Below are 25816 nucleotides of genomic sequence, written 5' to 3'. Positions count from 1 at the left end.
ACCATGGCCCATTTCACAGCAACCAAGGCAGTCTTGGCCGGTCTGGCGGGCCCGATGCTCTCGGCAAGCATCGCGCTCGCGGCACCGCCGGGCTCCCTACCCTTCGGCGTCTACGATCCGGGCGGCGCCTTCGCCGACGATCCCGACGTCTCGATCGAGCATCTGTTCCTGCCGTGGGAGGACGTGCTTCTGCAATCGCTCTACGATGCCGACGCCTATGCGACCGAACGCAACCGGTCGGTGCTGGCCACGATCGAGCCCTGGACCTGGACCCGGGACGAGCGCAATTCCCCTGACGTTCTGATCGCGGGCATCCAAAGCGGCGAATACGATGAGAACATGGCCACGATCTGCGCCATCTTCGACGATTTCCAGAGCCGGGTGACGGTGCGTTGGGCGCATGAGATGGAGGACCTGTCGGGCCAGTTCATCTGGGCCGGATGGGAACCCGAGACGTACATCGCCGCCTATCGCCGGATGATCGATGTCTGCCGCGCCGAGGCGCCGGATGTCGACTTCATGTGGTCGCCCCTCGGCATCGAGAATTTCGAGGAATACTTCCCCGGTCCGGAATATGCCGATGTGGTCGGCCTGTCGGTCTTCGGCCTGCAACCCTGGGAGCAGGAGATCCTCGGCGGAGAGCGCACGTTCCGCGAAATCCTCGAGCCGCGCTACAACCGCGCGCTCGTCTTCGATCTGCCCATCGTGGTGGCCGAACTCGGTTTCGTCGGCGATCAGGCCTATTACGACCGCTGGTTCCAGGACGTGCGCCAGGACATCGAGGGGCTGACCGAGCTCGTGGCCGTGCTCTATTTCAATCAGAAAGAGGTCTATCCCTGGCCCGATGGATTCGGCCTTCCGGATTGGCGGTTCGGAGAGAACATCCTCGAGTGAGGCCACGCCCGGGCCGGCAGACAGGCGAAATTCTGCCGACCCGGTTTTCGTCATGAAAGCTTGGACCCGGGCCGTGTGAAAACGGTCCGGGTTCAAGCGTTTATCGCCGCGGTCGGATCCACGCCGCAGCGCGATGACGCGGCCCGGACGCGCAACTTTCCCCAAGAACATCCACACATTCACCGCCGAGATGTTTGTCTCTCGGCGCGCTGCCTTAATTTTGGTAAATTCTTAACCTAATAACCGGATCCTGCGGGGCGAAGACCACCGCAAGGGCCATGGGCACGAGGCGAGGAACAGGCATGAAGACGACGCGTAAACCCGCGCGCATCTGCGCGAGCATTTTTGCATCCATCTTGGCGCTGACGATCACCGGGGCGAACCCGGCATCGGCGCATGAGAAAACCAAGACCCCCCGCACCGCCCATCTGTCGTCCAAGAGCGTCGATGCGGTTGCCTCGCTCAACCTGCTGGGGGCGCCGCGCGAGGGAACGCGAACCGTGCGCGTCCACTCGATGGGCAATGGCAGCTATGTCTGCTCGCCCGCCGGTCTCGGCCGGAAATCCCGCTGCAGCCGCAACTGACGGCAGGACCTTGCCGCGCCTGTCGCCGACATATCGGCTGAAGCCCGTCATGCCGCCGGTCGCGGTTGCACAGCACCGCCATCTTTGCGCCCCGTCCACGCCTTCATCGGCTGGCACGTTCCTCGAAAAGGAGGCGCGTGCGACATGCTGAAACGGCTGGTATTCCTGTTTGGCCTGGTGCTGATGGCACAGGCAGCCCCGGCCCAGCAGGCCGGCATCGGCGCATGGGAGAACAAGGCGCTCTCCACGCTCAACTGGATCGAAAGCCAGAAGGGGCTCAGCTGGTATTACAACTGGCGCACCGACCAGATGCAGACCCGCGGCGGACAGCGCCGCAGCGTCGAATTCGTGCCGATGATCCACAATGCGAGCAATGTGAACGATCGGATCCGGTCGGGCCGGAAGGTCCGGACCCTGCTCGGCTTCAACGAACCCGATGGCCGCGGCGGCAAGCATCAGGCGGGCATGACCGTCGCCGAGGCGGTCGCGCTCTGGCCCAAGCTCGAGGCGCGCGGCCTGCGCCTCGGCAGCCCGGCAACCACGCAATTCGGAACCCTTGGCCCCGATTCCTGGCAGGGGCGCTTCATGCGTGAGGTGGAGCGACGCGGCCTGCGGGTCGATTTCATGGCGGTGCATTACTACTCGCCCGATGGCGATGTGCGTGCCTTCCGGAACTGGCTGATCGCGGTGCACAAGGCGTATAAGCGCCCGATCTGGGTCACCGAATTCGCGCTGATCGACTGGAACCGGCCCGGCCGCGCGACCTACGAGGCCAATGCCGTCTTCGCCCAGAAGGCGATCCGCATGATGGAGGATCTGCCCTTCGTCGAACGGCACGCCTGGTTCGCGGCAAACCCCTATCCGTGGAAGGGCAAGGCACCGCAGATCAATCTCGTCGATCACAACATGCGCCCGACCTCGCTGGGCAAGGTCTTCACCGACCTCGTCGCCAGCCGTGCACCCGAACAGATCGCCAGCGCCGAGTGATATCCCGACGCGGTACGCCGAAACTTAGTTCAGCAGCAGCGCACCGACCACGCTCGGCTGCAGGACGTTGTCGCCGCAGTTTTCGCTGAGCCTTTCCTGTCGGCACAGATCCCGCACCGCGCGCAGGGTCGCCGGGGTCGCGTAGCCGTTGATCGCGCCACGATAGACGCCGTCCGCGGCCATCCGCTGCTGCAACATGTAGAAGGCGAGGTTGGGATTGGCCTTCGCAAGCTGCGCGCCGAACCAGGCATTGTGCAAATCGGGCCGCGCGCTGATGATCTCGGCCATGGGCGCGTATGCGCGCGCCGCGCGGGCCTCGGAGGCGTCGATCGACAGGGCATATTGCACCCGCATCTGATCCGAAAAGAGCGCGCCGAATTCCTCCAGCGCGTCGCGGGCGCCTGCCCTGTCCCGCCGGATATTCAACTTGTTGCCGTCGCGCAGAAGCTCGATCAGGGTGCCCGCCGCCGCCGCATTGCCCTCTTCCGCCGCTTGGCGCAAACGCGCCAGCGTCTCGGGGCCGCTCGCGCGCATGTTGATCCCCCACATGTTGCGCTCGGCCTCGAGCACGGCGATCCGCTCCTGCCCCGCCGCGCGGGCCTTCTCCGCGTAGCCGTCGAATTTCGCCCGCGACACGCGCCCGCCGCCGAGATATCCGTACATTGCGCCGTTGGCGAGACTGAGCCAAGCTTCCCCAGCGCCAAGCTCCCCGGCGCGGTTCAGGATTGCCTCGGCCCGGGCCGGATCCTCCTGCGACCACATCAGCGCATCGCCGTAAGCCGCAAGCCCGTGGCCGTTCCCGGCCTCTGCCGCGCCCTCGAACAGGGCCAAGGCCGTCTGCGGCTCGCGCGGGACGCCGTGGCCCGACATGTAGAGCTTTCCGAGCGCGATCTGCGCCTCGGCATCGCCGGCCGCGATGGCCTGTTGCATCAGCGAAAGGCCCCGCTCCTTGTCCTGCGCAAGGCGCTCTCCGGTGATGAGCTGCGCGCCGAGGACGCGCTTTGCCTTGTTGCTGCCCGCCTCCGCCGCCGCGCCGAGATACTCCGCTGCGAGGGCCGGATCGACCGGCAGGTTCAACCCCCAGAGATAGCCCTCGCCGAGATCCACTTGCGCCTCGACATGCGAAGCCGCCGCCGCGGCTTCGAGAAGCCGCAAGCCCGCGCCACGGTCCTGCGGCAGCACCCAGCCGTTCAGCAGATGCCGCCCCAGAAGGAATTGCGCGGTGGCGTCGCCTGCATCGGCGGCCTCCTCAAGCACGCCGCGCACGGATCGGATGGCGTCCGCGTCCGGATCGTTCCAGAGCGTGGCCTCCACCTGCCGCAAATCGGGTGCGACCGCGTCCGCCGTCTGCGCGGCTGCGGCACCGGCCGCGAAAACAAGGCAGAGCGACAGGCCGCCTGCCCGAAGCGCGGCGCGCATGCCGGTGGCGCGCGGTCCCCGTGGCGAAAAAATCGTGACGCTGTGCATTGTCCCACCCTTCTGCCGTGCATGCGGCAAGACGCCAATACGCAGCGCCGCATACCAGCGGATCCTGGCGCGTATCTTGCCCTATTCCCTTGATCCTAATCAAGGTGCGCCATGGTGAGGTCGCTTGTAATGGGTCCGGCGCGAGGGTGGATCGGCGATCCCGGCACGCCCCGTCGCAAGGCACCGCGCGGATCGGCAGATCACCGATGATGGCGCCGTTTGGGAAAGGGTATCGTCATGTCGGATCGTCACGGGCGGCGCGCGCGGTTTGGTCCATGGCTGTTGGCCCTGGCCGCAATCGCGATACCGCAATCGGCCCTCGCCTATATCGGGCCGGGCGTCGGGCTCGGCGCGATTGCCGTGGCGCTGTCGCTGGTCGTGGGGTTTGCCCTGCTCATCGCCGGGCTTGTCTGGTTTCCCCTCAAACGCGCCCTGAAGCGACGCAGGACCACGACCGCCGATGTGGCGGGACAGGACGGCCGGTCCGAATGACCGCGGTGCCGGTCATCGCAGTCGGCGCCATCCTTGCCTTCAGCCTTGCCCTCGGCATGAGCGGCATCGCCGCATTGGCGCGGCACGCGGTGCAGACCGCATCTGGCGGCGTCTCCGCCATGCTGGACCCCGAGCTGCAGGACGACGCGAAGGAGGTCGCCACCCGCCGCGCGGGCCTTGCCCTTCTGATGGCCGTCCTTGGCCTGAGCTGGCGTTTCGCGCTGGCTTTCGGCGCCGCCGCGCTGGTGATCTACGCCGCCGAGGCATTGCGCCTCGGGGCGCGCGCCGATGTGCTCGCGTTCCTGCTTCGGGTCGATGTCATCCTCGTCACCTCGCTCGTTCTGATGGCGGCGGCGCTGCTCTGGATGCGCGCGCGCCCCAACGCGGCGCCCGAGCGGCTGAACGATTATTCGGCCACCGACCGGTTCTTTCACGAACTGGCCTTTGCCGCGCCCGCCGTTCTCAAAGCCGCCTCCTGGATCGAGGACAGGACCTTTGCGCGCAGCCCGGCCGCGCCGGATCAGGGCCCGGTCTTCATCACATCGCTCGCCCGGGGGGGCACGACCGCGCTGCTGAATGCGCTTTACGACCTGCCGGGGACGGCGTCGCATACCTATCGCGACATGCCCTTCGTGACGGCGCCGATACTGTGGAACCGGCTCTCGGGCGGTAGGCGGCGGGCCGTGGCGCGCCATCCCCGCGCGCATGGCGATGGCCTCAGCATCGATCTCGACACGCCCGAAGCCTTCGAGGAGGTGATCTGGAAATTGCTCTGGCCGCAGATGTATACCGGCGACGGGATCAGGCTCTGGCAATCCGCGCAGCACGAGCCCGAAAGCGAAATGTTTCTCAGCCGTCAGATGGCGAAAGTCCTGCTGGCCCGGCGCGATCAGGGGCGGCTGCCTGCGACGGCGCCCGGGCGCTATCTGTCGAAGAACAATGCCAATATCGCCCGGATCGGTTTTCTGGCCGAGACCTTTCCGGATGCGCGCATCGTCGTACCGTTCAGGCGGCCGGAATGCCATGTCGCCTCGCTGATCCGGCAGCACCGGAACTTCACCGCGCGCCACGAAGCGGATGATTTCACCCGGCGCTACATGCGCGATATCGGTCATTTCGAGTTCGGCGCGGTGCACAGGCCGATCCTGTACGACCCGGCCCGGCTGGCGGCGTTCGACCTGGCAGAGCCCGATTACTGGATGTGCTACTGGATATCGGCGTTCCGGCATCTCGGCGCCTATCGCGACCGGTGCCTCTTCGTGCTTCAGGACGATCTTCGCGCGGCCCCGCAGGAGACGATGACCCGGCTTTGCGCCGCGATCGGCGCGGAACCCGGAGAGATGCGCTTCGATCGCTATTTCCGCCCCACGCCCGATCAGGCGCCGACCGATCCCTTCGATCCGGCCCTCATGTCCGAGGCCACTACACTTTACGACGAGATCGCCGCCTGGGCTCTGGGTCCGGAATCGCGCGCCAACGCACCGCAGGGCGCCACCTCTCAGACCTCCGGGGGCTGAGCGCATGTGGATCGAAAGGCTTTTGTTTCGCAAGGTGGAGCTCTGGGCGGTCGCGCTCCTCCTGGTCCTCGCGGCCCTTCTCGTCATCGGGCTTGCCGCCGTGGTCTACGACACGACGAAGGGCAAGGCGCGGTTCGGGGCGTTGGGCACGGCCTCGGTCCACCTTGCCCGGGCGCCCTGGACATTCGAGGAGATGCGCAACGAAGACACGCGGACCCTGGCACTTGAGCCCGGGCGCTTCGACGGGCCCGGCGGCTGGTGGATCGAGGATGGGGAAGTCGGCGCGGATATCCCGGGATACGTGCTGGTCAGTCGCCATGACGGCGATGCCGGCCGGCACGTGATCGAGATGTACGACCTCAGCGATTTCTCCCTCGTCCATCGCTGGTGGCCGGATGCCGAAACGCTGCTGGCCGATGCCCGCCGGGACTGGGCGTGGATGGACTATACCGGCTGGCGCCGTTCGGCCTGGCGCGCCATCCATCCGCTGCTGCTGGAAAACGGCGACCTGATCGTGAAGGACCATTATTCGCCGCTGCTGCGGGTGTCGGCCTGCGGGGACCGGGTCTGGCTGAAGGATGACGTCTATTACCACCATTCGACCGAACCGGACGGCGCCGGCGGGTTCTGGATCCCCACCGCCGCGGCGCCCTCCGATCTGCCCGGCGTGGAAGAGTGGTTCATCGACGACACGCTGACCCGCATGTCCCATGACGGCACGGTCACCTTCGCACGCTCCCTGCCGGAGATCTTCATCGAGAACGGCCTGCGGCACCGCATCTTCGCCGCCGGCCTGCACGCCAATGATCCCCTGCACCTCAACGATATCGAGCCGGTTCTCGCGGATGGTCCCTTCTGGCGGAAGGGCGATCTGTTTCTGAGCCTACGGCGCTATTCGATGATCGTGCTCTACCGGCCCGGGACGGATGAAATTGTCTGGATGCAGGAAGGTCCGTGGATGGATCAGCACGATGTCGACGTGATCGACGACCACACCATCGCGGTCTTCAACAACAACACCGCGAATACCGGGCGCGGCGCGCGGGTGGAGGGGATCTCGGAGGTGCTGTTCCACGATTTCGAGACCGGCCAGACCACGAGCCCCTTCCGCGAGACGCTCGAGACCTATGCGGTGCGCACGCCGACCGAGGGGCTCTTCGACATCCTGCCGAGCGGGCATCTGCTGCTCGAGGAAGAGAACGCTGGCCGCCTGCTGCTGTTCTCGCCCGAAGGCGCTTTCGTCGCGGCCTTCGTGAACAACGACGCCGCGCGCGCGGCCCATCGCATGGGCTGGAGCCGATACGTGCCGGAAGAGCTCGGACAACGCGCACTTCCGGCTCTCGACTGCAGCAGTCGGTGATGCCGGATGGCCGGGCAAGGTCCGGGTCGTGTGCCACCGAATGGGCCGAAGGCCTGGCGTCTCGGATGCGCTGCGTCAGTCCCAATCCGGCGCCCTGCGGATCAGCCAGCGCCCTCGCCCGGACGCGGCGCCCCGGCGGGACACCGCGCGCCGGGCCGCAAAATATGCTAGGGTGTCCCCGCGCGAATCCCGGCGCCGCCGCGCCGGGACCTCGCGATTGACGCAAGTCATGAGGACGTCACAACGCCCATGCAAGGCTGTGTCGTCCCGATTCCAGACCCACCCGGGAGGAGGAAATACATGATCGACATGATGAAGATCCACGAACATGCCCGCGCGCTCTACCATGCCCGCGGGGCCAAGGCGCAGGCCGAAGCCGCCCAGAAAGCCCGCCAGCTCGAAGAGACGGGCGCGAAGGCCGAGGCCGATATCTGGCGCGCGATCCAGCGGTCGATCAGCGAAATGCGCGGGGCTCACCAGGCCTGATCCACCCCCGCGACGCCGACGGGACGGGCGGACCGGATGTGTCCGCCCCGTGATCCGGCGTGCCGCGCTCTGTCTGCATCCGGCGCAGGGGCGGCGCGTGCCGAGCGCTTTGCCGAGCCTATGCTCGCCCCCTCGAACCCGGTCCTAATACATCCAGATGATCCCGGCGCAGGCCGCCACACCCGTGGTCAGATTCATCACAAGGCCGATCTTCAGGAAATCCGTGAAGCGGAAATTCGCGGCGCCGTAGATCATCGTGTTCGTCTGATACCCGATCGGAGTCGCGAAACTCGCCGAGCCGCCGAACATCACCGCCATGGTCAGCGCCCGCGGATCGAGCCCGGTGCTGCCTGCAAGACCGATGGCGATGGGCGTGAAGACGATGGCGACGGCGTTGTTGGTCACCGTTTCCGTCAGAATGGAAGCCAGAAGATAGACCGACAACAGCGCGAAGAAGGGCGGGAAATCGCTGATCAATCCCGAGAGCCAGCCGGTCAGAAGCGCCACCGCCCCGGCATTCTGCAACCCGATCCCGATCACCAGCATGGCGAAGATGAGCACGAGAATGGAGCCGTCCACCGCCCCCCAGGCTTCATCGGCATCGATGCAGCGCAAGACGAGGATGGCGCAGACCGCGATGATCGACAGCGTCGCGATATCGAAGAGACCGAAGGCCGACAGCACCACCACGAGGGCGAGTGCGGCAAGCGCCAGGGGCGCGCGCCGGCGGCGGAAGGCCCGGCCCGTCGGTCGGCTGACCGAGACGAGCTCGGCCTCGTCCGCCAGCATCTGGTAGGCTTCGGACGGCCCCTCGATCAGCAATTTGTCCGCCGGGCGCAGCTTTACATCCTTCAGTTCCGGCCCGATGGTGCGCCGGTGGCGATGCGCGCCCAGCACGCGCACGCCGTAGCGCCGACCGAGCGACATGCGCCCCAGCGCGTTGCCGATGCTCGACTTGCGCGGCGAGACGATGACCTCGACCGTGAGCAGATCATCCGTATCGGCCTGACGGCGATTGTTGAGGCCGATGGCAAGGCCCGCATCCTCCCGCATGGTCAGCAACTCCGAAGTCGGCGCGCGGAAGATCACCGTATCGCCCTTCGACACGGTCATCTCCGGTGACGGCGACCGGTGAAGCTTGCCTCCCTGCCGCAGCGCGATCACCTCGACGCTGGAACGATCGAAGGGGCCGAGTTCGCCGAGCGGCAGACCGTCATAGCCGCCCTCGAGTATCTGGGCCTCGGAGAGAAAGTTGGTCTCGCCCAGCATCTGGTCGGGATCGGTGGCCTCGCGGTTGGGCAGAAGGCGCCGTCCCAAGAGGGCAAGCGTCGCCGCCCCGCAGAACGCCACGAAAAGGCCGACCGGCGTGATCTCGAATATGCGGAAGGGCGCGAGCCCCGTATCCCGCGCGACGCCGTCCACCAGCAGGTTGGTCGAGGTGCCGATCAGCGTGCAGGTCCCGCCAAGGATCGCGATGTAGGACAAGGGCATCAGCAGCTGCGTGGCCGACTTGCCCAAGGCTGCGGCGAGCCGGATCATCACGGGGATGAGCACCAGCACGACCGCGGTGTTATTGATGAAGCCAGAGGCCAGGAGCGCGATGCCGAGGATCACGCCGAGCGCGAGGCGCGGTTGGGTCTGCGCCCGCGAGATCGCGAGGTTGGAAATCGCCTCCAGCACGCCCGTGCGCACCAGCGCGCCCGACAGCACGAACATCGCCGCGATGGTCAGCGGCGCGGGGTTCGAGAAGACCGACATCAGCTCGTCCGGCTGGACAAAGCCCAGCACCACGAAAAGCGCGGCGAAGCCGGCGGCGGGGACCTCCGGCGGATAAATCTCGGTAATCAGGATCGCGAAAAGGGTCACGACCATCGTGAGGGCGATCCAGGCGTCGTATTGCGCGAGTATGGTCTGGATCTGTGTCATGCCGTCCGCATCCCGCCGCGCTGCGTCTCTTCGCGCCTCAACGTGCCTGCCCGCGCGCCGGGATCAAGGCCCGGGGCGCGGAAATCTACGCGCGGTCGCGGGCTCGGGTCGCTCCAATACAGAAGAACCAGCCTGACCGAGGGAAAAAATGTCTGGGCGTAGATGCCCCGCCCCGATCAGACCCGCGTCTTGGCCCAGCTTTCGACCGCCATGTCGCGGATGCGGGCGATCACCTCCGGCGGCACCGCCTTGAGGCGCTCCGTCCGGTGCGGCTGGTCGTGAAAAAGATAGAGCCGCGAGGCGAATTCCTCGAAAGGCAGCGACCCTTCGCCGTGCCGCTCGCCGTTGCCGCTCGTGGTCACGGTCAGCCCGTGGCCCCAATCCTGCCCGCTGTCGTTGTTCGGGTTGTAGAAATAGACCCGCATTTCCCCGGTCCGGCCCGGTGCCACGCGCAGGATCGTGATGGCGTGCCAGCCGATGAAGGCGCCGGTGGGGTCGGTGAAGGCGATCCCCGCGGGCTGGGGGTGAATGAGCGGGCGGTCGCCGTTGTATTCCGGGTGATAGCTTTCATGGAAGCGCGCGACGAAGCGCTCGTAATCGTCGAGCTTGCCCGTGGCGACATCCACCGCCACCGCGCAGTCCCGCGCCACCCACCAGCCGTGAAATTCGGGATTGATCCAGCGATGCGGATCGCCGCCGCGCCCTGCGCAAAGACGGCCCATCTCGGCATAGATGCGGTCGAGATGCGGGACCAGCAGCACCGAGACCGGATCGGCGTCGATGGGCCCCGCGCCCGCAAGGCCCATGGGCAGATCGGCAGAGCTGATCCGGTGGCCCTCGAAATGCATGACGACCGTCTCGGCCTCGGCGGCCTGAACCACGAGGTGCAGCAGGAAATCGGGATCGTTCAGCGCCCACATCGATAGCGCGCGCGCCGATTGGCAGGTCGGGTTGGCCCCCTGCCCCACGCCCAGCGGCTTGCCGAGCACGTCGAGGATACCGGCGATCATCAGGCTGTGCGGGTCGATCTTGGGTCCGAAGCCCAGCGCCAGCCGGTCCGACACCGCGGGCGCGAAGTCGATGGTCATCGCCCGGCGCAGCGCAGGTGCGATGGGCGGGGCATGCAGCACCCCGCGTTCGAGAAGCTGCGCGAGGCCGTAGACCGCCTGCGCGGTCGCGGGCGTGACGCTCATGCGGATCAGATCGGCAATCAGACCCTGGAATTGCTGCCAGCAATTGGAACCGGTCGACCCGAGTCCCAGCGCCTCGGGCACGAAGGGACGGTCGGGGTAATCCAGCGCCCAGACCAGAAAGCCCGCATGGTAATCCGAGACGAGCCCGGTATCGTGCATCGAGCGCGCAAAGCCCATCGCCTCCCGCGACAGCGCCACCTCGTCGAGGTGATCGAGCCGGGCCACATAGGCGTCGATGCCGGGATCGTCGCGGCTTTCGCCGGTCGGACCGAAAAGCGCGCTGACGAGCCGCTCGGCGCCCAGCCGCTCCGGCCCCGAGGGGCTGTGTTCGCGCGCAAGGACGATGGCGATCTGGGTGATCATGTCCTTCACCGGGCCCATCTGCACCGGACGCTGTTCGAGGATGCGCCAGATCTCGTGCACCATCTGGCCCAGCACGTCCTGCAGGCCGATCCGGTCGGCGATCATGCGCAGCACGCGCGCGGTGATCTCGGCGCGCGGACCCGCGGCGCGGCTCGCCTCGTCGGAGAAATCGAAGAACCGCCGCAGGTTGAGCGCCAGAAGCTGGGTTAGAAAATGGCGCGCGTGATCCTGCTGCAGCGCGGGATGCTGCGCTTCGCCCATGGCGACAGCGAGAAAGCGCATGACGCTCGCCACTTCGAGCGCGGCCAAGAGCCGGTCCTCGCCCTCGAGCGTCTGGCCCGAGAGTTGCGGCAGAAGCGCATTGGGCGCATCCCAGTCGGACCCGGCGAACAGCCCCGCCCGGTCGAGATCGGGCGCACGCGCGAGGATCGCGTCGAGCCCGCCCTCGGCGGCCATCATGCGTGACAGCACGTCGAGAACGGGACGCTGGTTCGACATCTTGGAAAACGGGCGCGACCGGTCGAGCCGGTCGAGCGCGACATCGAGCGTCGCAGTCAGACGCGCGACATCGCCAACACCCTTGTCCATCAGGTTCATCACCGCTTGGGCGCCTCGTTTGTTCCCTCAGACATAGAAATCAAGCTCTTCCTGCGCCTTCAAGAGATCCCGCAGCTGATGCGGGTCCTCGCCGAAGAAATAGGCAAGCCCCCAATGGGTGCCGAAGGCGGTGCGCTTCGTGACCTTGCTTTCCATGGGCTCGGCCAGCTCGTGGAACTCGAAATAGGGATGGTTCGCGGTCTCTTCGGGCACTTCGAGACGGCTGACGACGCGACGGCGCGGATAGACGCCGAAACAGCCCGCGTGACCCTTCGCGCCGGTGACTTCCTCGGGGAAGAAGGCGTCGATTTCATCCTGCGTGGTGTTCGGATCGAACATCAGCACGAGGCCCTGATAGCCGTTGAAGCCGTAGGCGCGCTCGATCAGCTCCAGCGCCTTGAAGCCCGGTGGGCGGTAGGCGACCTCGCCGAAATAGAGCTTGTTGTCGCTGGTCAGGAAGTATTCAGGGTGGATGAAGCCGAAATCGATGTCGAAGGCCTCGATCAGCTTCTCGATCTCCTCGGTCACCCGGGCGCGATGCGCCTCGAGCTCGGGCGTGGCCGGCACGAAGACCGAATAGCCCAGCGTGACGTATTCCGAGATATTGAGGAACTGGATCTTGCCATCCTTGATCCATGCCTCGACCGCGAATTCCCAGCCGTCGAGATGGCTTTCCAGAAGCGCCGGGAACTCGTCATCGGGGATGTTGTCGACGTCCTCGGGCGTCCGGATAACTCGGTGACCGGCCGTGCCCGACTTGTCGAAGGCCTTGAAATGGATGGGATCGTTCGGATCGCCATCGAGCTTCAGCAGCGTCTGGTTCACCCGCTTGAGAAAGCGGATCACGTCGCCGCGGTCATGCGCTTCCTCGAAGACGCCCACGCGGATGCCACCGAGCTGCGCGCGCCGCTTCATCAGCGACTTGTCGCGGAACAGCATCGACTGCCCCAGAAGGCGCGGGTTCTTCAGCAGCACGGCATTGATCGCGCCGGCCCATTCCACCGTCTCCTCGTAGAGCGGGATCGCCACGTCGACGCCTTCATCGGCCAGCCGGTGCGCCAGCTCGTGCGAGCGTTCGTTGAGGCGGTCGAAATCCCACGGAATGAAGGGGATGTCGTTCTGTTTGCAGTAATCCTCGGCCCAGGGCGGCGCCACGACGACATAGCGTCGGTCGAAGCGGTCGACCGCGTCGATGGCGTTGAGGGACCAGCCCAAGAGGGCGACGTAGCCCTTTTCCGGATTGAAGTCGTTCATAGTGCCTCCTTCATGTGCCAATGCGTCGCGGCGCGCAAAATGCGCGCTCTCCGTAACCGACCGGTCACTTCCGCAGCGTGTCATGTGCAGGGAAGAACAGCCCGTTCTCGACGGTTGGGCTTTTTATCTGCCCCATGCCTATCAAGCGGTGGTCTGCATGACAACCCGAAGGTGTTTTCGAATTTTATTCAATGGCTTGCGGCAAGTCCGGTTGCGCCGGAACGTGCGTGCCTTCGCAGGTTGGGCCCGATCCGCGCGCCGCCCGCGAACGGAATTGCCGGGTCCGAAGACCCCGGCCCGACCCCAACAACTCTCAGACGAGCCCGTATTCCCCGGCCGTGGCCGCGAGCGTGTCGCGCATGGCGCCCAGCACCTTGGAACGCGCGGACACTTCGCGTTGGACAAGCCCGATCCGGCGGGTGATCGGCTCCTGGCCGAAGGGAAGGATCTGCAGGCTGCCCGTGGGCAGGTTCAGCGTGGCGAGTTTCGGCACCACCGCGACGCCGAGGCCCGCCTGCACGCAGCCGACGATAGAGGGCATGGTGTTCGACACCGCGATCTCGCGGCGACGCACCCCGATCCGGGACAGCTCGGTTTCGATCTGGCGCGAGAGCGGCACGTCGGTCTCGTAGCGGATGAAGGGATATTCGGCGAGAAGCGCGCGCGCATCCTGCCCCTCCGCCCCGGGGGGCGCCACCAGCAGCAGCGGTTCGGTCACCACCGGGGTCCAGATCAGCCCCGCGGGCACGCCCACATGCTCGGCCACCACCGCCGCATCGAGGCGGCCCGCCGAGACATCGGCCATCAGCGCCTCGGACACGCCGACCCGCAGATCGAAGGACAAGGCCGGAAACTGCGCCCGCATCGCCGCGAAGGCCAGGGGCGCGAGCCAGAGCGAGACGGTGCGGATCGCCCCGAAATTGAGCACACCCGACGTGCGGCCCCCGGTGATGGTGCGCCGGGTTTCGGTCATGGTCTGCACCATCTGGCGCGCCGCCCGGACCATCTCTTCGCCTTGCGCGTTCAGCCGGGGCGGACGCGTGCGCCTGTCGAAGAGCGACACCCCGACCTCTGCCTCAAGTGCTTGAATTTGTTGACTAACGGCAGAAGCCGTCAGGTTCACGATCCGCGCCGCGCCGGCAAAGCTCCGGGTCTCGGCGACGGCGACGAGGGTTTCCAATTGGCGCAGGTCCATGTGGCTTTGTTAAGCAACGCTTCATCAAAACGCAAAAACAATTCGCTACCGATAGCATGGCTAATCTTCTAGCGAGGCGGCACAACCGAGCCACGACTCACATACCGACATATCAGGGAGACCGTCCGACATGACACACTTGTCCCGCATCGCCGCCGGCGCCGCCATTGCCATCGCCTCGGTGGCCGGCACCGCGCAGGCGCAATCCTACCCCGAACGCCCCGTCGAATTCATCGTGCCCTGGTCGCCGGGCGGCGGCAGCGACACGCTGATGCGCATCGTGGCCAACAACGTGACCCCCTATCTCGGCGCGGAGATGCCGGTCATCAACATGCCCGGCGTGGGCGGCACCGTGGGCCTGACCGAAGCGTCGAAGCGCGACGCGGACGGCTACACGATCAGCCAGGTGCACGAGGGTCTGCTGACGGCCACGGCCACCGGGCTGACCGATCTGACCTGGCAGGATTTCGATCCCATCGCGCTGATGACCGCCTCGCCGCAATTCCTCGTGGCGAATGCCGACCAGCCCTACAAAACCTTCGAGGAATTCGTGACCTACGCCCAGGAAAACCCCGGCGAAGTGTCCATCGGCGTGACCCTGGGCGGCGTGCCGCACCTGCATGCGGCGATGATCGAGGAAGCCTTCGATCTCGAGCTCAACTACGTGGGGTACGAAGGCACCGGCGAGCGCATCCGCGCGCTGGTGGGCGGCAATCTCGACGTGGCCATCGGCGACGTGTCCTCGGCCGGCCAGTTCGTCGAGAACGGCGACCTGATCTTCCTCGCGACCGGCGCGCCCGAGCGCATGCCGCAGACCCCCGACGTGCCGACCTTCATGGAGCTTGGCGCGGATATGGAGCTTGCGGTGACCCGCGGCATCGTGATGCCGAAGGGTGCCCCGGAGGAGGCGCGCGCGGGGCTCGAGGCGGCCCTTTCGGAGCTGTCGCAGGACGCCACCTTTATCGAGCAGGTGAACAATGCCGGGGCCGAGGTGCAGTTCCGCGGCCAGGAGGGCTACGGTGCCTACCTCACGCGGCTTGACGAGACGGTGAACCGTCTCGCAGAGGTCCTCGCCCCGTGAGCGCGCCCGCGCCCGATCTGAGTGGAAAGGAGCCGGGCGAGGTTGCCCGGCTTCTCTCCTACATCGCGCTTCTGGCGGTCTCGGCGGGGCTGTTCTGGGAGGCGACGAACATTCCCGCCTCGCGGTTCGAGACGCTCGGCGCCGGGGCCTTCCCGATGATCGTGCATGGCTGCCTGATGCTGCTGCTGGTCATCACCATCGTCCAGACCCTCCGCGGCCTGCCCGCCGGGTCCTATGCCGCCTTCGCGACGGCCTTCTCGATCTGGGTCTCCGAGCGGCGGCTGGTCTTCGTGGTCTTCGTCTGCCTCGGCCTCTACCTCGCGGCGATGCCCGTCATCGGCTATCCCATCGCGACGCTCGTCTTCCTCGCCGTGCTGCAATTCGCGCTCGCGCCGAAGACGAAGGGGGCGATGGCCGTGCTGATCGTGCTGTCGATCCTGTTCTCCTTCGGCCTGAACTGGCTCTTCGCCGAAGTGTTCAACGTCTTCCTGCCCAGAGGGTAAATCATGGACGCCTTTCTTCTCGGCGCCGGACAGGTCCTGTCCGTCGAGACGCTGATCTACATGCTTCTGGGTTCCATCGCGGGCATCATCGCCGCGGCGATCCCGGGCTTCACGGTCACCATGGCCATCGTGCTGACGCTGCCGCTGACCTTCACCATGGACCCGTTGCAGGGCATCGCGGTGATGCTGTCGGTCTATGTAGGCGGGTATACGGGCGGTCTGATCTCGGCGGCCCTTCTGGGCATTCCCGGCACGCCCTCCTCGGTCGCCACGACCTTCGACGCCTTCCCGATGTCGCGCAATGGCGAGCCGGGGCGGGCCCTCTCGATCGGCGTCTGGGCGTCGTTCTTCGGCACGGTCATTTCGACCGCGGTGCTGATCGTGGCAGCCCCGCCGCTGGCGATCTTCGCGGTAAAGCTGGGCCCTTGGGAATATTTCTCGCTCATCGTCTTCGCGCTGACCATCGTGGCGAGCCTTGTGGGCCATTCGCTGCAGCGCGGCCTCATCGCGGCGCTCATCGGGCTCGCGATCTCGACCGTGGGCACGGACCCGATCCTCGGCCGCCCGCGCTTCGATTTCGGCATCGAGATGCTGGCCGCCGGTCTTCCGTTCCTCGTCGTGCTGATCGGCATCTTCGCGATCTCGCAGCTGGCCTCCGAGGTCGAGGATGCGGGCAAGATCAAGTCCGGCCAGAAGCTCGTGACCGGCGAGATCGACTTCAAGACCTGGGCGGTGATGAAAGAGGTGCTGATGCGCCCGGTGAACCTCGTGCGCTCGTCCATCGTGGGCGTGCTGATCGGGGCGCTGCCGGGGGCCGGCGGCTCCATCGCCAACCTCGTGGCCTATGACCAGGCCAAGCGGGCCTCGAAAACGCCCGAGAAATTCGGCACCGGCATCACCGACGGGGTCGTGGCCTCGGAAGCGGGCAATTCGGCGACCGCGGGCGGCGGGCTCATCCCGCTGATCGCGCTCGGCATTCCGGGCTCGGCGGTCGATGCGATCCTGATGGCCTCTCTGATGGTGCACGGCATCTCGGTCGGCCCGCGGCTCATCATGGACAATGCCGATCTGGTCTACGGCATGTTCATCGCGATGGTGGTGGCGAGCTTCATGATGCTCGTGGTCTGCGTGCTGTCGATGCGCGCCTTCCTGCGGGTGGCGGAAGTGCCGAAATGGGTCGTGGTGCCCGTGGTGCTCGTCTGCTGCGTGGTGGGGTCCTTCGCGCTCAACAACCGGGTGAACGATCTCTACCTCTTGGGCTTCATCGGGCTCTTCGGCTACGCGCTGCGCGCGCTCGACTACCCGCTCGCGCCGCTCGTTCTCGGCGTGATCCTCGGCCCCATCGCCGAGACCAACCTGCGCCGGGCGCTGATGACCGATGACGACTGGTCGCTGTTCCTGACGCGCCCGGTAAGCCTGATCTTCCTGATCGCGGCTGTGGCCTCGGTCGCCTGGGCGGTGCGGGCGCATTTCAAATCCAAGAAGACACAAGAAAATGCAGAAGGAACTGCACCATGAATTTCCGTCACGATGCCCTTTACGCCTCGCGCCGCTCTCCGGTTCTCGCCGAGAACGTGGTGGCCACCTCGCATCCGCTGGCGACGCAGGCCGGGGTCGCGATGTTGGCGAAAGGCGGCAACGCGGTTGACGCGGCCATCGCCACGGCGGCAGTGCTGACCGTGGTGGAGCCCACGGGCTGCGGGCTGGGCTCGGACGGGTTCTGCATCCTGTGGGATGGCGAGAAGCTGCACGGGCTCAACTCGTCGGGCTCCTCGCCCGCCGCCTGGACGCCCGAGCGCTTCGCGGGCATGTCCGAGATCCCGTTTAGGGGCTGGGAGAGCGTGACGGTGCCGGGGGCCATCGCCGCCTGGGTGGAGCTGATCGACAAGTTCGGCAAACTCGATCTCGAGACGGTGCTGGCGCCCGCCATCGGCTATGCCGAGGCCGGCTTCAGCGTCTCGCCGGTGATCGGCACGCTCTGGGCCAAGGGAGCCGAGATGCTGGGCGAGCAGCCGGGCTTCGCCGAGGCCTTCATGCCCGGCGGACGCGCACCGCGGGCGGGCGAGCGCTTCGCCAACCCCGCCCAGGCCGACAGCCTGCGCAAGATCGCCGCGACCGGGGGCCGCGTTTTCTACGAGGGCGAACTGGCCGAGAAGATCGCGGCCTTCGCCGCCGAGCATGGCGCGGCGCTGACGGTCGAGGACATGGCCGCGCATCGGCCCGAATGGTGCGGGACGATCGAGACCGGTTTCGATGACGGGACCCTGCACGAGATCCCGCCCAACGGGCAGGGCATCGCCGCGCTCATGGCGCTGGGGATGCTGGAGCATACCGGGATCCGCGACCATGGCCCGGACGATCCGCAGGCGCTTCACCTGCAGATCGAGGCGATCAAGGTGGCCTTCGCCGACCTCTACGCTTACGTGGCCGATCGCGGCGCGATGACGGCCCCGACGGTCGAGGACCTGATCGCGCCCGACTACCTCAAGGCCCGCGCGGCGCTGATCGACCCCGCACGCGCGCAGCATCCCGGCCCTGGTGCTCCGAAACATGGCGGCACGGTCTACCTGACCACGGCGGATGCCAGCGGCATGATGGTGTCCTTCATCCAGTCGAACTATTCGGGCTTCGGTTCGGGCGTGGTGGTGCCGGGCACGGGGATCAGCCTGCAGAACCGCGGCGCGGGCTTCACCCTCGAGAAAGGTCATCAGAACGATGTCGGACCGCGCAAACGCCCCTTCCACACGATCATTCCGGGCTTCGTGACCAGGAACGGCGCCCCCGAGATGAGCTTCGGCGTGATGGGCGGGCCGATGCAGGCGCAGGGGCATGTGCAGATGATGCTGCGCACCCAGCTTTGGGGGCAGGACGTGCAGACCGCCATCGACGCGCCGCGCTGGCGCTTCGTGGCGGGCGCCGAAGTGGCCGTCGAAGAAGCGCTGCCCGTGGAAGCTCAGGCGCAACTTGCCGGGATGGGCCACGAGATCAAGGTCGAGACGCCTGACAGCGCCTTCGGTTTCGGCGGCGCGCAGCTGATCCGCAAACTGCCAGGCGGCGGCTACATGGCGGGCTCCGATCCGCGCAAGGACGGACAGGCGGCGGGGTTCTGAATTCGGCCGTCTGGGGGGTCGGCATCGCAACCCGTGACGCGTCGGGCGGCTGCCTGCCCGACACACGGCCAATTGCGTCGTGCCCGCCCGGCCCCCCCATGAAACCGGACGCCCCCCTCCTCCGCCTCGGCATGCGGCCTTGCAAATCCGGCCCCGGCGCGCTTCACTTCGCGGATACGGGCGCAGGTTCGCAGGAAAGGCCGCCTCCATGCCAGATATCAGCGTCAACAAGGTGGTCCGAATCGTCTTTCTCGCCCGGGAATACGGGCCGGAAAGCCGCGCGCTGCGCGACTACATCTCGGGTCTGAACGAGGACGAGGCCAACAACCTCGTCGCGATCCTCTGGGTCGGGCGCGACAGTTTCGACGCGGAGGAATGGGACGAGGCGCTGGCCACCGCGCGCGCCGAGGCGACCGCGCCGACCGAGGATTACCTCTCGGGCATGCCGGAGCTTGCCGATTACCTCGAGGCAGGGCTCGAGGCGCTCGGCATCGACGTCACCGATGCGGAAGATCATTTCCGCGACAAGTGAGACTGCGCGGGGCGGCCCCGGCGTGATCCGTTGCCGCCGCCAGCCCCGACGTTGCGTTCGGGTGATGGCGTCCCATCGGCCTTCCTGTCCGCCCCTATCCCACCGGTAATTCAGCGACAGGCTTTGCCCAATACTGTGCACCCTCTCAGGTCCCGCCCCCCGGCATCACATCGCCCAACGAAATCGACGCGCGCCGCGTCACCCGGTCAGCGCGTGGCGCGAGATCAGTTCGAACCGCCCGTCCGGCCGTTCGCCCAGAAGCGCGATCTCCCCCATCACGAAGGGCGCAGGCAAGGGCGGGAGGTAGGCGCGCAGCGCCGCCTCCGCCGCAGGCAGATCGGCCTTGGGCAACTTCCCGGTCAGCGTCATGTGAGAGCGGAAGGCGTCGAGCACATGGGGATAGCCCCATTCGTGCAGAAGCGCGCGCCGCCGGGCGTCGAGATGCGGGCCGTCCCGGCGCGCCAGCTCTTCCGGGCCCGGCGCCGCGCGGAACGCATCGAGATCCCGCACGCAGGCCGCCGCGACGCGCGCGATCTCGTCCTCCGCGCCCTCGACCACCAGCGCGAGGAACCGTCCGAGCCGCGCCAGCCGCAGCCCAGACGCGCGCGCCGGTGGCGTTCGGGCCGCCAGTGCGGCCACTGCGGCGCCAAGCTCCGCCGCGGTGCGGCCGGGCGCCAGCCGGAACGGCGGTTTCAGCGTCGCGTGAAAGCCGTATTTCCGGGGCGTGGCGACCATCTCGTCCAGCCGGTCCACGTCGAAGGACGGAACCGCGCGCGCCGCCACCGGGTCCCATCCGAGCCAGCGCGCCCCGAACTCCGCCAGCGGGCCCTCGGGCGGGATGTAATAGACCGCGTGGCGGGAATGATCCGTCATCCTGTGCCTTTCTCGACCGGGCTGGCGCGCTCTGTGGCGCCCGCGACGCCCCCGCTCTGCTTGTCAAAGCCCCGGGCGCTTGCCAAGTCCCCGCACCCGGCGCGTCGTACCCGGTGACGACGCCCCTTGAATGCCGCCCGCGAATGCGTAGCAATGGCGGCCCGGGACGACGCTCCCCATGAACAGTGTGCGCGCTTTCGCGAAAGGACAGATGCCATGCCCCTCACCCGCCTTTTCACGCTGACCGCCCTTGCCGTTTCGCTGTCCGCCGCGACGGCGGAGCGCGCATTCGCCCAGGACGCGGCCATCGGCGAGGACGTGTATCAGAGCGTCTGCAAGAATTGCCACGGTCCCAAGGCGCAGGGCATGGCGAGCTATCCCAAGCTCAACGACAAGGATGCCGATTACATCGCCGGTCTGCTGATCCGCTACCGCGACGGCGAAAAGATCGGCCCCAATTCCGCGCTGATGATCCCGCATGCGATGCGCCTGTCCGACGAAGAGATCGCGGGCCTCGCCCTTTACGTGACCACCGCCTTCGACTGAGCCACTGGCCGGGCGCCGGTCACGACCGACGCCTGCCCGGCCGCTTGGCCGAGACCGTGGGCCGTGTGCCGTGTGCCGTGGGGTGTTCGGACACGCCCGGAACACCCGAAAACGTTCGGATTTTGCAAGAGCGGGCTCTCGCTTATCCGACTTCAGGCCTATGAAAAATTTCTTGCTGCACAAAAGAACGGCGGCCTAGGGTTGAACTCCGGGCTGACGCAGCGTCACCATATTCGGTGCGCCGCACGTCTCCCGGGCCACCATCGTATCAGGGAGGATAAAATGGTTAACAAATCAAAGGCTCGCACATCCGCTTGGCTGCTGCCGCTGCTCATGGGCACGGCGCTCAGCACGGCACCGGCATTGGCACAGACGGGCATGAACACGACGGCCCTGCAGCACGAAGTGGTGCTCGACAATCTCGAGAGCCCCTGGGACATGGCCTTCCTGGACGATGGCACGATGCTGTTCACCGAGAAGTGCAAGGGCCTGTCCGTGCGCATGCCCGACGGCACCGTGAACGCGCTTTACGGCATGGGCGAGACCGAGGGCTATGCGTCGAACGGCGCGGATCTGTTCTGCGAGGGACAGGCGGGCATGATGGGCGTCGCCTTCGATCCGGACTTCGCCAACAACCGGCGGATCTACGTCTATTCGACCTCCAACATGTCCGATCCGCACACCAACCGGCTGATGCGTTTCGAGGTGTCGGAGGATTTCACCTCGGTGTCGAACCGCACCGACATCGTCGATGACGTGCCCTACAAGATGGAAGCCTCGGATCACCCCTTCGGCGGCCCGGGCGCTCATAACGGCGGGCGCGTCCGCTTCGACTCCAGCGGTGCGCTGTGGCTGACCACTGGCGACAACCACAACGAGGAAATCCCCCAAAGCCCGACGCTCATGGGTTCCAAGGTCCTGCGCATCGACACGGATGGCAACGCCCATCCCGACAACACCCCGCCCGAGGGTTTCGATCCGCGGACCTATACCTACGGGCACCGCAACGTGCAGGGCATCGCCTTCCACCCGGCAACCGACACGCCGATCACCGCCGAGCACGGCCCGTGGCACTCGGACGAGATCACCGTTCTGCAGAATGGTGGCAATGCCGGCTGGGATCCGCGCGACAACATGGCCGGACGCGGCGACTGCCCGGACGGCTATTGCGGCTACATGCCCAACCAGGGCGAGGGCATGAACCGCTACGAGCGGGCGGCCTTCATGCCGATGACCGACTTCGAGACCTATCCCGACGCCATGCCGCCCATCTGGACCAACAATGGCTGGTCGCAAGGCACCTCCTCGGCGGCCTTCCTCGAGGGCGAGCAATGGGGCAGCTGGGACGGCGCGATGGTCGTCGGCATCATGGGCATCGGCTTCGGCGGCACGCCCATCGGCCAGCGCATCGACGTGATCGAGCTGACCGACGACCTGCAGGTCGAGGACGTGACCGAGATGACGCTGCCCATGGAACCGGCGCGCTTCCGCTCGGTCGTGCTGGGCCCGGATGGCAGCCTCTACACCGCCGTGGACGAAGGCATGATCCACAAGCTCACACCCGGCATGTGATGCTGGCCTGAGAGCTCGCCTGAAAAACTGCGATGCGCCGCCTCCGGGCGGCGTTTTCGTGTCCGGGCGCCGGGATGCAGGGTTCAGTCGCCGAAAACCAGCGCCTCCGGAACCTCGAAGCGCTGATCGTCGACCCTGAGAAACAGCATGCCCTCTTCGAGGCGCCAGTCGGTATCGGTGCCGACGCCCGACATGGTGGTATTGGCCCGCAGAAAGGCGCCCTCCTCGAAGAACAGCATGCGCGCAAAACCGTTTTCGAAAGTGGCCTCCAGGGTGGCCTCGCCTGCCGGTCCGCGCGCCACGCGCGCCGTGCAGGTCCCGATGGGCAATCCGTCGCGCTGGACACAGGCGATGCGGCCCTTGGCGTCGAAATCGCCCGCCTTGGCGTGCGCGGCGCTCTCGCCCGCGGCGGTGGCGCCGGCCGCGACCGACGCCAAGGCCGCGACAGTCGCGGCAAGAAGGATCCGGGGCTTGCGGTCGGGCATGGCGGCGCGCCTCTCGAGGTCGGATCGCGGCCAAGGAAAGCGCGCGGCCCGCCGATACCGAAGCGCCATTCTCGCAGCGTCCCGGCTCAGGTCGCCTGCCGCTCCGCCCAGCCCGCGAAGATCCGCTCCAGCGCCACCACCCCGTAGTAAAGCGCGATGCCGAGGATCGCGAGCGCGATCAGCACGGCGAACATCAGCGGGTAGTTGGAATTGGTCTGCCCCGACAGGAACAAGGCGCCCAGCCCGCGCCCATGCGGCGAGACGATCTCGACGAGGTTCGTGCCGATGAAGGCCAGCGTCACCGACACTTTCAGCGCGCCGAAGAACTCGGGCAGCGTCTTCGGAAGCGCGATCTTGCGGAAGATGGTGAAACGCGACGCGCCGAGCGAGCGCAGGATATCGCGGTATTCCGGCTCCAGCGTCGACAGGCCGATCCCCACCGACACGGCGATCGGAAAGAACGAGATCAGGAAGGCCATCATCACCGTGTTGAAATCGTGCTGCCCGATGAACAAGAGCGCCAGCACCGGCACCAGCGTCGCCTTCGGGATGGCGTTGAAGCCCACCAGAAGCGGGTAAAGCGCGTCCCGCGCGATGCGCGAAAAGCCCATGATCATGCCGAGCAGCAGGCCGAAGAGCACGGCCAGCGCCAGCCCCGCGACGGTGCGCCACAGCGTCTGCCACGACCCCACGAGGAACAGCTCCCAGAATTGCGCATAGGCGGCGGGCAGGTCCGAGGGCGAGGCCATGACGTAGTTCGGCCAGTTGTTGATCTGCACCAGGGCTTCCCAGAACAGCAGGAAGACCACGATGGCGCCCACGGGGACGGCGATCTTGCGCAGGCTGTCCATCAGGCGGCCTCCGGATCGCGGCCCTGGGCGATCTTGATCTGGTCGCGCAGCGTATGCAGCATATCGGCGGCCTTCTGGGTATAGAGCACGTCGATATCGCGGTCCTGCGTCAGGTCGACGTTGAGGATGAATTGCGTCCGCGCCGGGCGCCCCGACAGCACCACCACCTGATCGCCGAGAAAGACCGACTCGCGCAGATCATGGGTGATCAGCACGGCGGTGAAGGGTTCCTTGGCGCGCAGATCGTGCATCGTCTGCCACAGGTCCTCGCGGGTGAAATTGTCGAGCGCGCCGAAGGGCTCGTCCATGATCAGCACGTCCGGCTTGTGCACGATGGCCCGGCACAGCGAAGCGCGCTGGCGCATCCCGCCGGACAATTCGGACGGGCGTTTGGCCTCGAAGCCCGCAAGGCCCACCATCTCCAGCAGCGCCTCGGCGCGGGCCACCCGGTCGCGGCGCGGCATCGACGGCGCCACGATCTCGAGCGGCAGGATCACGTTGTCGAGGATCGTGCGCCATTCCAGCAGGACGGGATTCTGGAACGCCATGCCCACGGTCTTGCGCGGGCTGGTGACCTTCTGCCCGTGCAGCCAGACCTCGCCCGCATCGGGCTTCATCAGCCCCGCGACAAGCCGCGTCAGCGTGGACTTGCCGCAGCCCGACGGGCCCACCACGGCGCAGAACTCGCCCTCGGGCACGGTGATGTCGAGGCCGTCCAGCACCGGAAGCGGCCCGGACTTGGTCTTGTAGGCGTGCCGCACGCCCCTGATTTCTATGAGGTTATCCATCTGTCCCGCCGTATCGGCAGGCGCCGGACCATGAAAGGCCCGGCGCCCGGCCCGTCACTTCAGCATCAGCACGTCGCCCTCGGGCAGGTAGCTGTCATCGAAAAACTTGGCCGCGTCGGGTTCGTTCTGGAACTCGTAGACGGTCTTGGTCTGCTCGATGGCCGCGGCGAAGCGCTCGGGATCGATGTTGCCCATGCCGTTCTCGCCCACGTATTCGGTCATCACGTTGGCATCGATGGCCAGTTGCAGACGGCGCTTTTCGAGATCCGCATCGGCGGCCGGGTTGCGCTTCAGCAGCGCGTCGATGGCGGCGTCGGGATCGTCGATGGCGGCCTGCCAGCCCTGCGCGATGGCCGTCAGGAAGCCGGTCACCGCCTCGGGATTGGCCTCGGCGAAGTCGGTGTTGACGATGATCGCGTTGCCGTAGAGATCGACGCCGTAATCGGCCATCAGGATGACAGAGATGTCGTCTTCGGGCACGCCCAGCCGGATCAGGTTCAGCGTCGAGGAGAAGGAGAAGCCGGTCACGGCATCCACCTCGCCCTGCGCCAGCATCGGCTCGCGCGTCGGGAAGCCCACGGGCTCCACGGTGATCGCGTCCATGTCGAGATCGTTCTCGGCAGCAAAGATCGGGAATTGCGCCCAGGCGCCATCGGGCGGCGGCGCGCCGAGGGTCCGGCCCTCGAGATCGGAGGGCTCGGACACGCCCTGGCTGATCCGGCCCACCACCGCGAAGGGCGGCTTGTCGTAGACCATCATCACCGGCATCACCGGCGCGCCCGGGTTCTGGTCGAGAAAGCGCATGACCGAATTGATGTCCGCAAAGCCCACCGGGAAGGCGCCGGTGGCGACCTTCGGGATGGCGTCGAGCGAGCCCGCCCCTTCGGTGATCGTGACGGTGAGGCCCTGCGCCTCGAAGAGGCCCGCATCGACCGCATGTGTGTAGGGCGCGGCGGGGCCCTCGAATTTCCAGTCGAGCGCAAAGGGCATTTCGGTTTGCGCCGAGGCGGCAGCGCCCGTGACGGCGACGCTCCCGGCAAGAACGAGGTGTTTCAGCATATCGGTTTTCCCCTGTTGGAGCGTTTTTTGTCCTGCGGCGCGCAGGCGAAAACCAGCCCCATGCACCGCTTCCACAGGGGATATCCGATCCCTGCACGGGG

General features: G+C 66.7%; 24 protein-coding genes. 14 read left to right on the top strand and 10 right to left on the bottom strand.

Annotation, left to right across the window (positions count from 1 at the left end; translation table 11 throughout):
• Positions 1–3: 3 nt before the first annotated feature.
• The 3 genes from BW990_RS12845 (at position 4) to BW990_RS12835 (ending at position 2465) form a co-directional block, all read left to right on the top strand.
• Complete coding sequence (locus BW990_RS12845; RefSeq protein ID WP_076448439.1) at positions 4–894, top strand: glycoside hydrolase family 26 protein; 891 nt, start codon at positions 4–6, stop codon at positions 892–894.
• A 302-nt stretch (positions 895–1196) separates the two neighbouring features.
• On the top strand, positions 1197–1478 hold the full coding sequence (locus BW990_RS12840; protein ID WP_076448438.1) for a hypothetical protein: 282 nt from the start codon (positions 1197–1199) through the stop codon (positions 1476–1478).
• A gap of 144 nt (positions 1479–1622) precedes the next feature.
• The gene (locus tag BW990_RS12835) at positions 1623–2465 is read left to right on the top strand and encodes a glycosyl hydrolase (protein ID WP_143526178.1); all 843 of its coding nucleotides are present in this window, start codon (positions 1623–1625) and stop codon (positions 2463–2465) included.
• A gap of 24 nt (positions 2466–2489) precedes the next feature.
• Here the strand turns inward: BW990_RS12835 and BW990_RS12830 are convergent, their stop codons facing one another.
• Positions 2490–3884: a tetratricopeptide repeat protein gene (locus BW990_RS12830; RefSeq protein ID WP_076448437.1), complete on the bottom strand. Its 1395-nt coding sequence runs from the start codon at positions 3882–3884 to the stop codon at positions 2490–2492.
• Positions 3885–4214: 330 nt separating this feature from the next.
• Here BW990_RS12830 and BW990_RS12825 point away from each other — a divergent pair, with 330 nt between their 5' ends.
• From BW990_RS12825 to BW990_RS12810, 4 genes are all read left to right on the top strand, one after another.
• Positions 4215–4424: a hypothetical protein gene (locus BW990_RS12825; protein WP_234990247.1), complete on the top strand. Its 210-nt coding sequence runs from the start codon at positions 4215–4217 to the stop codon at positions 4422–4424.
• Positions 4421–5941 (top strand): sulfotransferase, encoded by a 1521-nt coding sequence (locus BW990_RS12820; RefSeq protein ID WP_076448436.1) that lies wholly within the window; start codon positions 4421–4423, stop codon positions 5939–5941. Before BW990_RS12825 ends, BW990_RS12820 begins: the two co-directional genes overlap by 4 nt.
• Before the next feature lie 4 nt (positions 5942–5945).
• Positions 5946–7301, top strand: a complete 1356-nt coding sequence (locus BW990_RS12815; protein ID WP_076448435.1) for an arylsulfotransferase family protein — start codon at positions 5946–5948, stop codon at positions 7299–7301.
• Between the two features lie 300 nt (positions 7302–7601).
• Positions 7602–7787 (top strand): hypothetical protein, encoded by a 186-nt coding sequence (locus BW990_RS12810; protein WP_234990246.1) that lies wholly within the window; start codon positions 7602–7604, stop codon positions 7785–7787.
• A gap of 144 nt (positions 7788–7931) precedes the next feature.
• Here BW990_RS12810 and BW990_RS12805 read toward each other — a convergent pair whose 3' ends face one another.
• The 4 genes from BW990_RS12805 to BW990_RS12790 all read right to left on the bottom strand — a co-directional run bounded on the left by BW990_RS12805 (position 7932) and on the right by BW990_RS12790 (position 14315).
• Positions 7932–9713, bottom strand: a complete 1782-nt coding sequence (locus BW990_RS12805) for an SLC13 family permease (RefSeq protein WP_076448434.1) — start codon at positions 9711–9713, stop codon at positions 7932–7934.
• Positions 9714–9889: 176 nt separating this feature from the next.
• Positions 9890–11866, bottom strand: coding sequence for a hypothetical protein (locus tag BW990_RS12800; RefSeq protein WP_143526177.1), 1977 nt, complete (start codon positions 11864–11866; stop codon positions 9890–9892).
• A gap of 27 nt (positions 11867–11893) precedes the next feature.
• Positions 11894–13120 carry an ATP-grasp domain-containing protein gene (locus BW990_RS12795; RefSeq protein ID WP_076448433.1) on the bottom strand — a complete coding sequence of 409 codons (1227 nt, stop codon included), beginning with the start codon at positions 13118–13120 and terminating at the stop codon, positions 11894–11896.
• Positions 13121–13433: 313 nt separating this feature from the next.
• Positions 13434–14315: a LysR family transcriptional regulator gene (locus tag BW990_RS12790; protein WP_076448432.1), complete on the bottom strand. Its 882-nt coding sequence runs from the start codon at positions 14313–14315 to the stop codon at positions 13434–13436.
• A gap of 130 nt (positions 14316–14445) precedes the next feature.
• Between BW990_RS12790 and BW990_RS12785 the strand changes: the two genes are divergently transcribed.
• From BW990_RS12785 to BW990_RS12765, 5 genes are all read left to right on the top strand, one after another.
• Entirely contained in the window at positions 14446–15396 is a 951-nt protein-coding gene (locus BW990_RS12785; RefSeq protein WP_076448431.1) for a Bug family tripartite tricarboxylate transporter substrate binding protein, read from the top strand.
• On the top strand, positions 15393–15899 hold the full coding sequence (locus BW990_RS12780) for a tripartite tricarboxylate transporter TctB family protein (RefSeq protein ID WP_234990245.1): 507 nt from the start codon (positions 15393–15395) through the stop codon (positions 15897–15899). Before BW990_RS12785 ends, BW990_RS12780 begins: the two co-directional genes overlap by 4 nt.
• A 3-nt stretch (positions 15900–15902) precedes the next feature.
• A complete protein-coding gene (locus BW990_RS12775; protein WP_076448430.1) occupies positions 15903–17417 on the top strand; it encodes a tripartite tricarboxylate transporter permease in 1515 nt (504 codons plus the stop codon).
• Positions 17414–19009, top strand: coding sequence for a gamma-glutamyltransferase family protein (locus BW990_RS12770; RefSeq protein ID WP_076448429.1), 1596 nt, complete (start codon positions 17414–17416; stop codon positions 19007–19009). Before BW990_RS12775 ends, BW990_RS12770 begins: the two co-directional genes overlap by 4 nt.
• A gap of 208 nt (positions 19010–19217) precedes the next feature.
• Positions 19218–19541: a DUF3775 domain-containing protein gene (locus BW990_RS12765; RefSeq protein ID WP_076448428.1), complete on the top strand. Its 324-nt coding sequence runs from the start codon at positions 19218–19220 to the stop codon at positions 19539–19541.
• Positions 19542–19739: 198 nt separating this feature from the next.
• Here the strand turns inward: BW990_RS12765 and BW990_RS12760 are convergent, their stop codons facing one another.
• The gene (locus tag BW990_RS12760; RefSeq protein ID WP_076448427.1) at positions 19740–20414 is read right to left on the bottom strand and encodes a DUF1045 domain-containing protein; all 675 of its coding nucleotides are present in this window, start codon (positions 20412–20414) and stop codon (positions 19740–19742) included.
• 216 nt (positions 20415–20630) lie between these two features.
• On the opposite strand from BW990_RS12760, the gene BW990_RS12755 reads away from it, so the two are divergent.
• A complete protein-coding gene (locus BW990_RS12755) occupies positions 20631–20960 on the top strand; it encodes a c-type cytochrome (protein ID WP_076448426.1) in 330 nt (109 codons plus the stop codon).
• 282 nt (positions 20961–21242) lie between these two features.
• A complete protein-coding gene (locus BW990_RS12750; RefSeq protein ID WP_083950589.1) occupies positions 21243–22532 on the top strand; it encodes a PQQ-dependent sugar dehydrogenase in 1290 nt (429 codons plus the stop codon).
• 83 nt (positions 22533–22615) lie between these two features.
• On the opposite strand, the gene BW990_RS12745 is transcribed toward BW990_RS12750, so the two are convergent.
• The 4 genes from BW990_RS12745 to BW990_RS12730 all read right to left on the bottom strand — a co-directional run bounded on the left by BW990_RS12745 (position 22616) and on the right by BW990_RS12730 (position 25715).
• The gene (locus BW990_RS12745) at positions 22616–23017 is read right to left on the bottom strand and encodes a hypothetical protein (RefSeq protein WP_076448424.1); all 402 of its coding nucleotides are present in this window, start codon (positions 23015–23017) and stop codon (positions 22616–22618) included.
• Positions 23018–23103: 86 nt separating this feature from the next.
• On the bottom strand, positions 23104–23868 hold the full coding sequence (locus BW990_RS12740) for an ABC transporter permease (RefSeq protein WP_076448423.1): 765 nt from the start codon (positions 23866–23868) through the stop codon (positions 23104–23106).
• A complete protein-coding gene (locus BW990_RS12735; RefSeq protein ID WP_076448422.1) occupies positions 23868–24656 on the bottom strand; it encodes an ABC transporter ATP-binding protein in 789 nt (262 codons plus the stop codon). The genes BW990_RS12740 and BW990_RS12735 overlap by 1 nt, the downstream gene beginning before the upstream one ends.
• A 54-nt stretch (positions 24657–24710) precedes the next feature.
• Positions 24711–25715: an ABC transporter substrate-binding protein gene (locus BW990_RS12730; RefSeq protein WP_076448421.1), complete on the bottom strand. Its 1005-nt coding sequence runs from the start codon at positions 25713–25715 to the stop codon at positions 24711–24713.
• Positions 25716–25816 lie beyond the last annotated feature (101 nt).

The organism is Roseivivax lentus (genome assembly GCF_900156805.1).
GTDB lineage: Bacteria > Pseudomonadota > Alphaproteobacteria > Rhodobacterales > Rhodobacteraceae > Roseivivax > Roseivivax lentus.
Note: the sequence above shows the minus strand (reverse complement) of the source record. Positions and strands in the feature narration are given on the sequence as shown.

What these genes read in the sequence shown, in the direction of transcription:
- BW990_RS12845 (WP_076448439.1), top strand. Translation starts at nt 4, where the DNA reads ATGGCCCATTTCACAGCAACCAAGGCAGTCTTGGCCGGTCTGGCGGGC.
- BW990_RS12840 (WP_076448438.1), top strand. Translation starts at nt 1,197, where the DNA reads ATGAAGACGACGCGTAAACCCGCGCGCATCTGCGCGAGCATTTTTGCA.
- BW990_RS12835 (WP_143526178.1), top strand. Translation starts at nt 1,623, where the DNA reads ATGCTGAAACGGCTGGTATTCCTGTTTGGCCTGGTGCTGATGGCACAG.
- BW990_RS12830 (WP_076448437.1), bottom strand. Translation starts at nt 3,884, where the DNA reads ATGCGCGCCGCGCTTCGGGCAGGCGGCCTGTCGCTCTGCCTTGTTTTC.
- BW990_RS12820 (WP_076448436.1), top strand. Translation starts at nt 4,421, where the DNA reads ATGACCGCGGTGCCGGTCATCGCAGTCGGCGCCATCCTTGCCTTCAGC.
- BW990_RS12815 (WP_076448435.1), top strand. Translation starts at nt 5,946, where the DNA reads ATGTGGATCGAAAGGCTTTTGTTTCGCAAGGTGGAGCTCTGGGCGGTC.
- BW990_RS12810 (WP_234990246.1), top strand. Translation starts at nt 7,602, where the DNA reads ATGATCGACATGATGAAGATCCACGAACATGCCCGCGCGCTCTACCAT.
- BW990_RS12805 (WP_076448434.1), bottom strand. Translation starts at nt 9,713, where the DNA reads ATGACACAGATCCAGACCATACTCGCGCAATACGACGCCTGGATCGCC.
- BW990_RS12800 (WP_143526177.1), bottom strand. Translation starts at nt 11,866, where the DNA reads ATGAACCTGATGGACAAGGGTGTTGGCGATGTCGCGCGTCTGACTGCG.
- BW990_RS12795 (WP_076448433.1), bottom strand. Translation starts at nt 13,120, where the DNA reads ATGAACGACTTCAATCCGGAAAAGGGCTACGTCGCCCTCTTGGGCTGG.
- BW990_RS12790 (WP_076448432.1), bottom strand. Translation starts at nt 14,315, where the DNA reads ATGGACCTGCGCCAATTGGAAACCCTCGTCGCCGTCGCCGAGACCCGG.
- BW990_RS12785 (WP_076448431.1), top strand. Translation starts at nt 14,446, where the DNA reads ATGACACACTTGTCCCGCATCGCCGCCGGCGCCGCCATTGCCATCGCC.
- BW990_RS12775 (WP_076448430.1), top strand. Translation starts at nt 15,903, where the DNA reads ATGGACGCCTTTCTTCTCGGCGCCGGACAGGTCCTGTCCGTCGAGACG.
- BW990_RS12770 (WP_076448429.1), top strand. Translation starts at nt 17,414, where the DNA reads ATGAATTTCCGTCACGATGCCCTTTACGCCTCGCGCCGCTCTCCGGTT.
- BW990_RS12765 (WP_076448428.1), top strand. Translation starts at nt 19,218, where the DNA reads ATGCCAGATATCAGCGTCAACAAGGTGGTCCGAATCGTCTTTCTCGCC.
- BW990_RS12760 (WP_076448427.1), bottom strand. Translation starts at nt 20,414, where the DNA reads ATGACGGATCATTCCCGCCACGCGGTCTATTACATCCCGCCCGAGGGC.
- BW990_RS12755 (WP_076448426.1), top strand. Translation starts at nt 20,631, where the DNA reads ATGCCCCTCACCCGCCTTTTCACGCTGACCGCCCTTGCCGTTTCGCTG.
- BW990_RS12750 (WP_083950589.1), top strand. Translation starts at nt 21,243, where the DNA reads ATGGTTAACAAATCAAAGGCTCGCACATCCGCTTGGCTGCTGCCGCTG.
- BW990_RS12745 (WP_076448424.1), bottom strand. Translation starts at nt 23,017, where the DNA reads ATGCCCGACCGCAAGCCCCGGATCCTTCTTGCCGCGACTGTCGCGGCC.
- BW990_RS12740 (WP_076448423.1), bottom strand. Translation starts at nt 23,868, where the DNA reads ATGGACAGCCTGCGCAAGATCGCCGTCCCCGTGGGCGCCATCGTGGTC.
- BW990_RS12735 (WP_076448422.1), bottom strand. Translation starts at nt 24,656, where the DNA reads ATGGATAACCTCATAGAAATCAGGGGCGTGCGGCACGCCTACAAGACC.
- BW990_RS12730 (WP_076448421.1), bottom strand. Translation starts at nt 25,715, where the DNA reads ATGCTGAAACACCTCGTTCTTGCCGGGAGCGTCGCCGTCACGGGCGCT.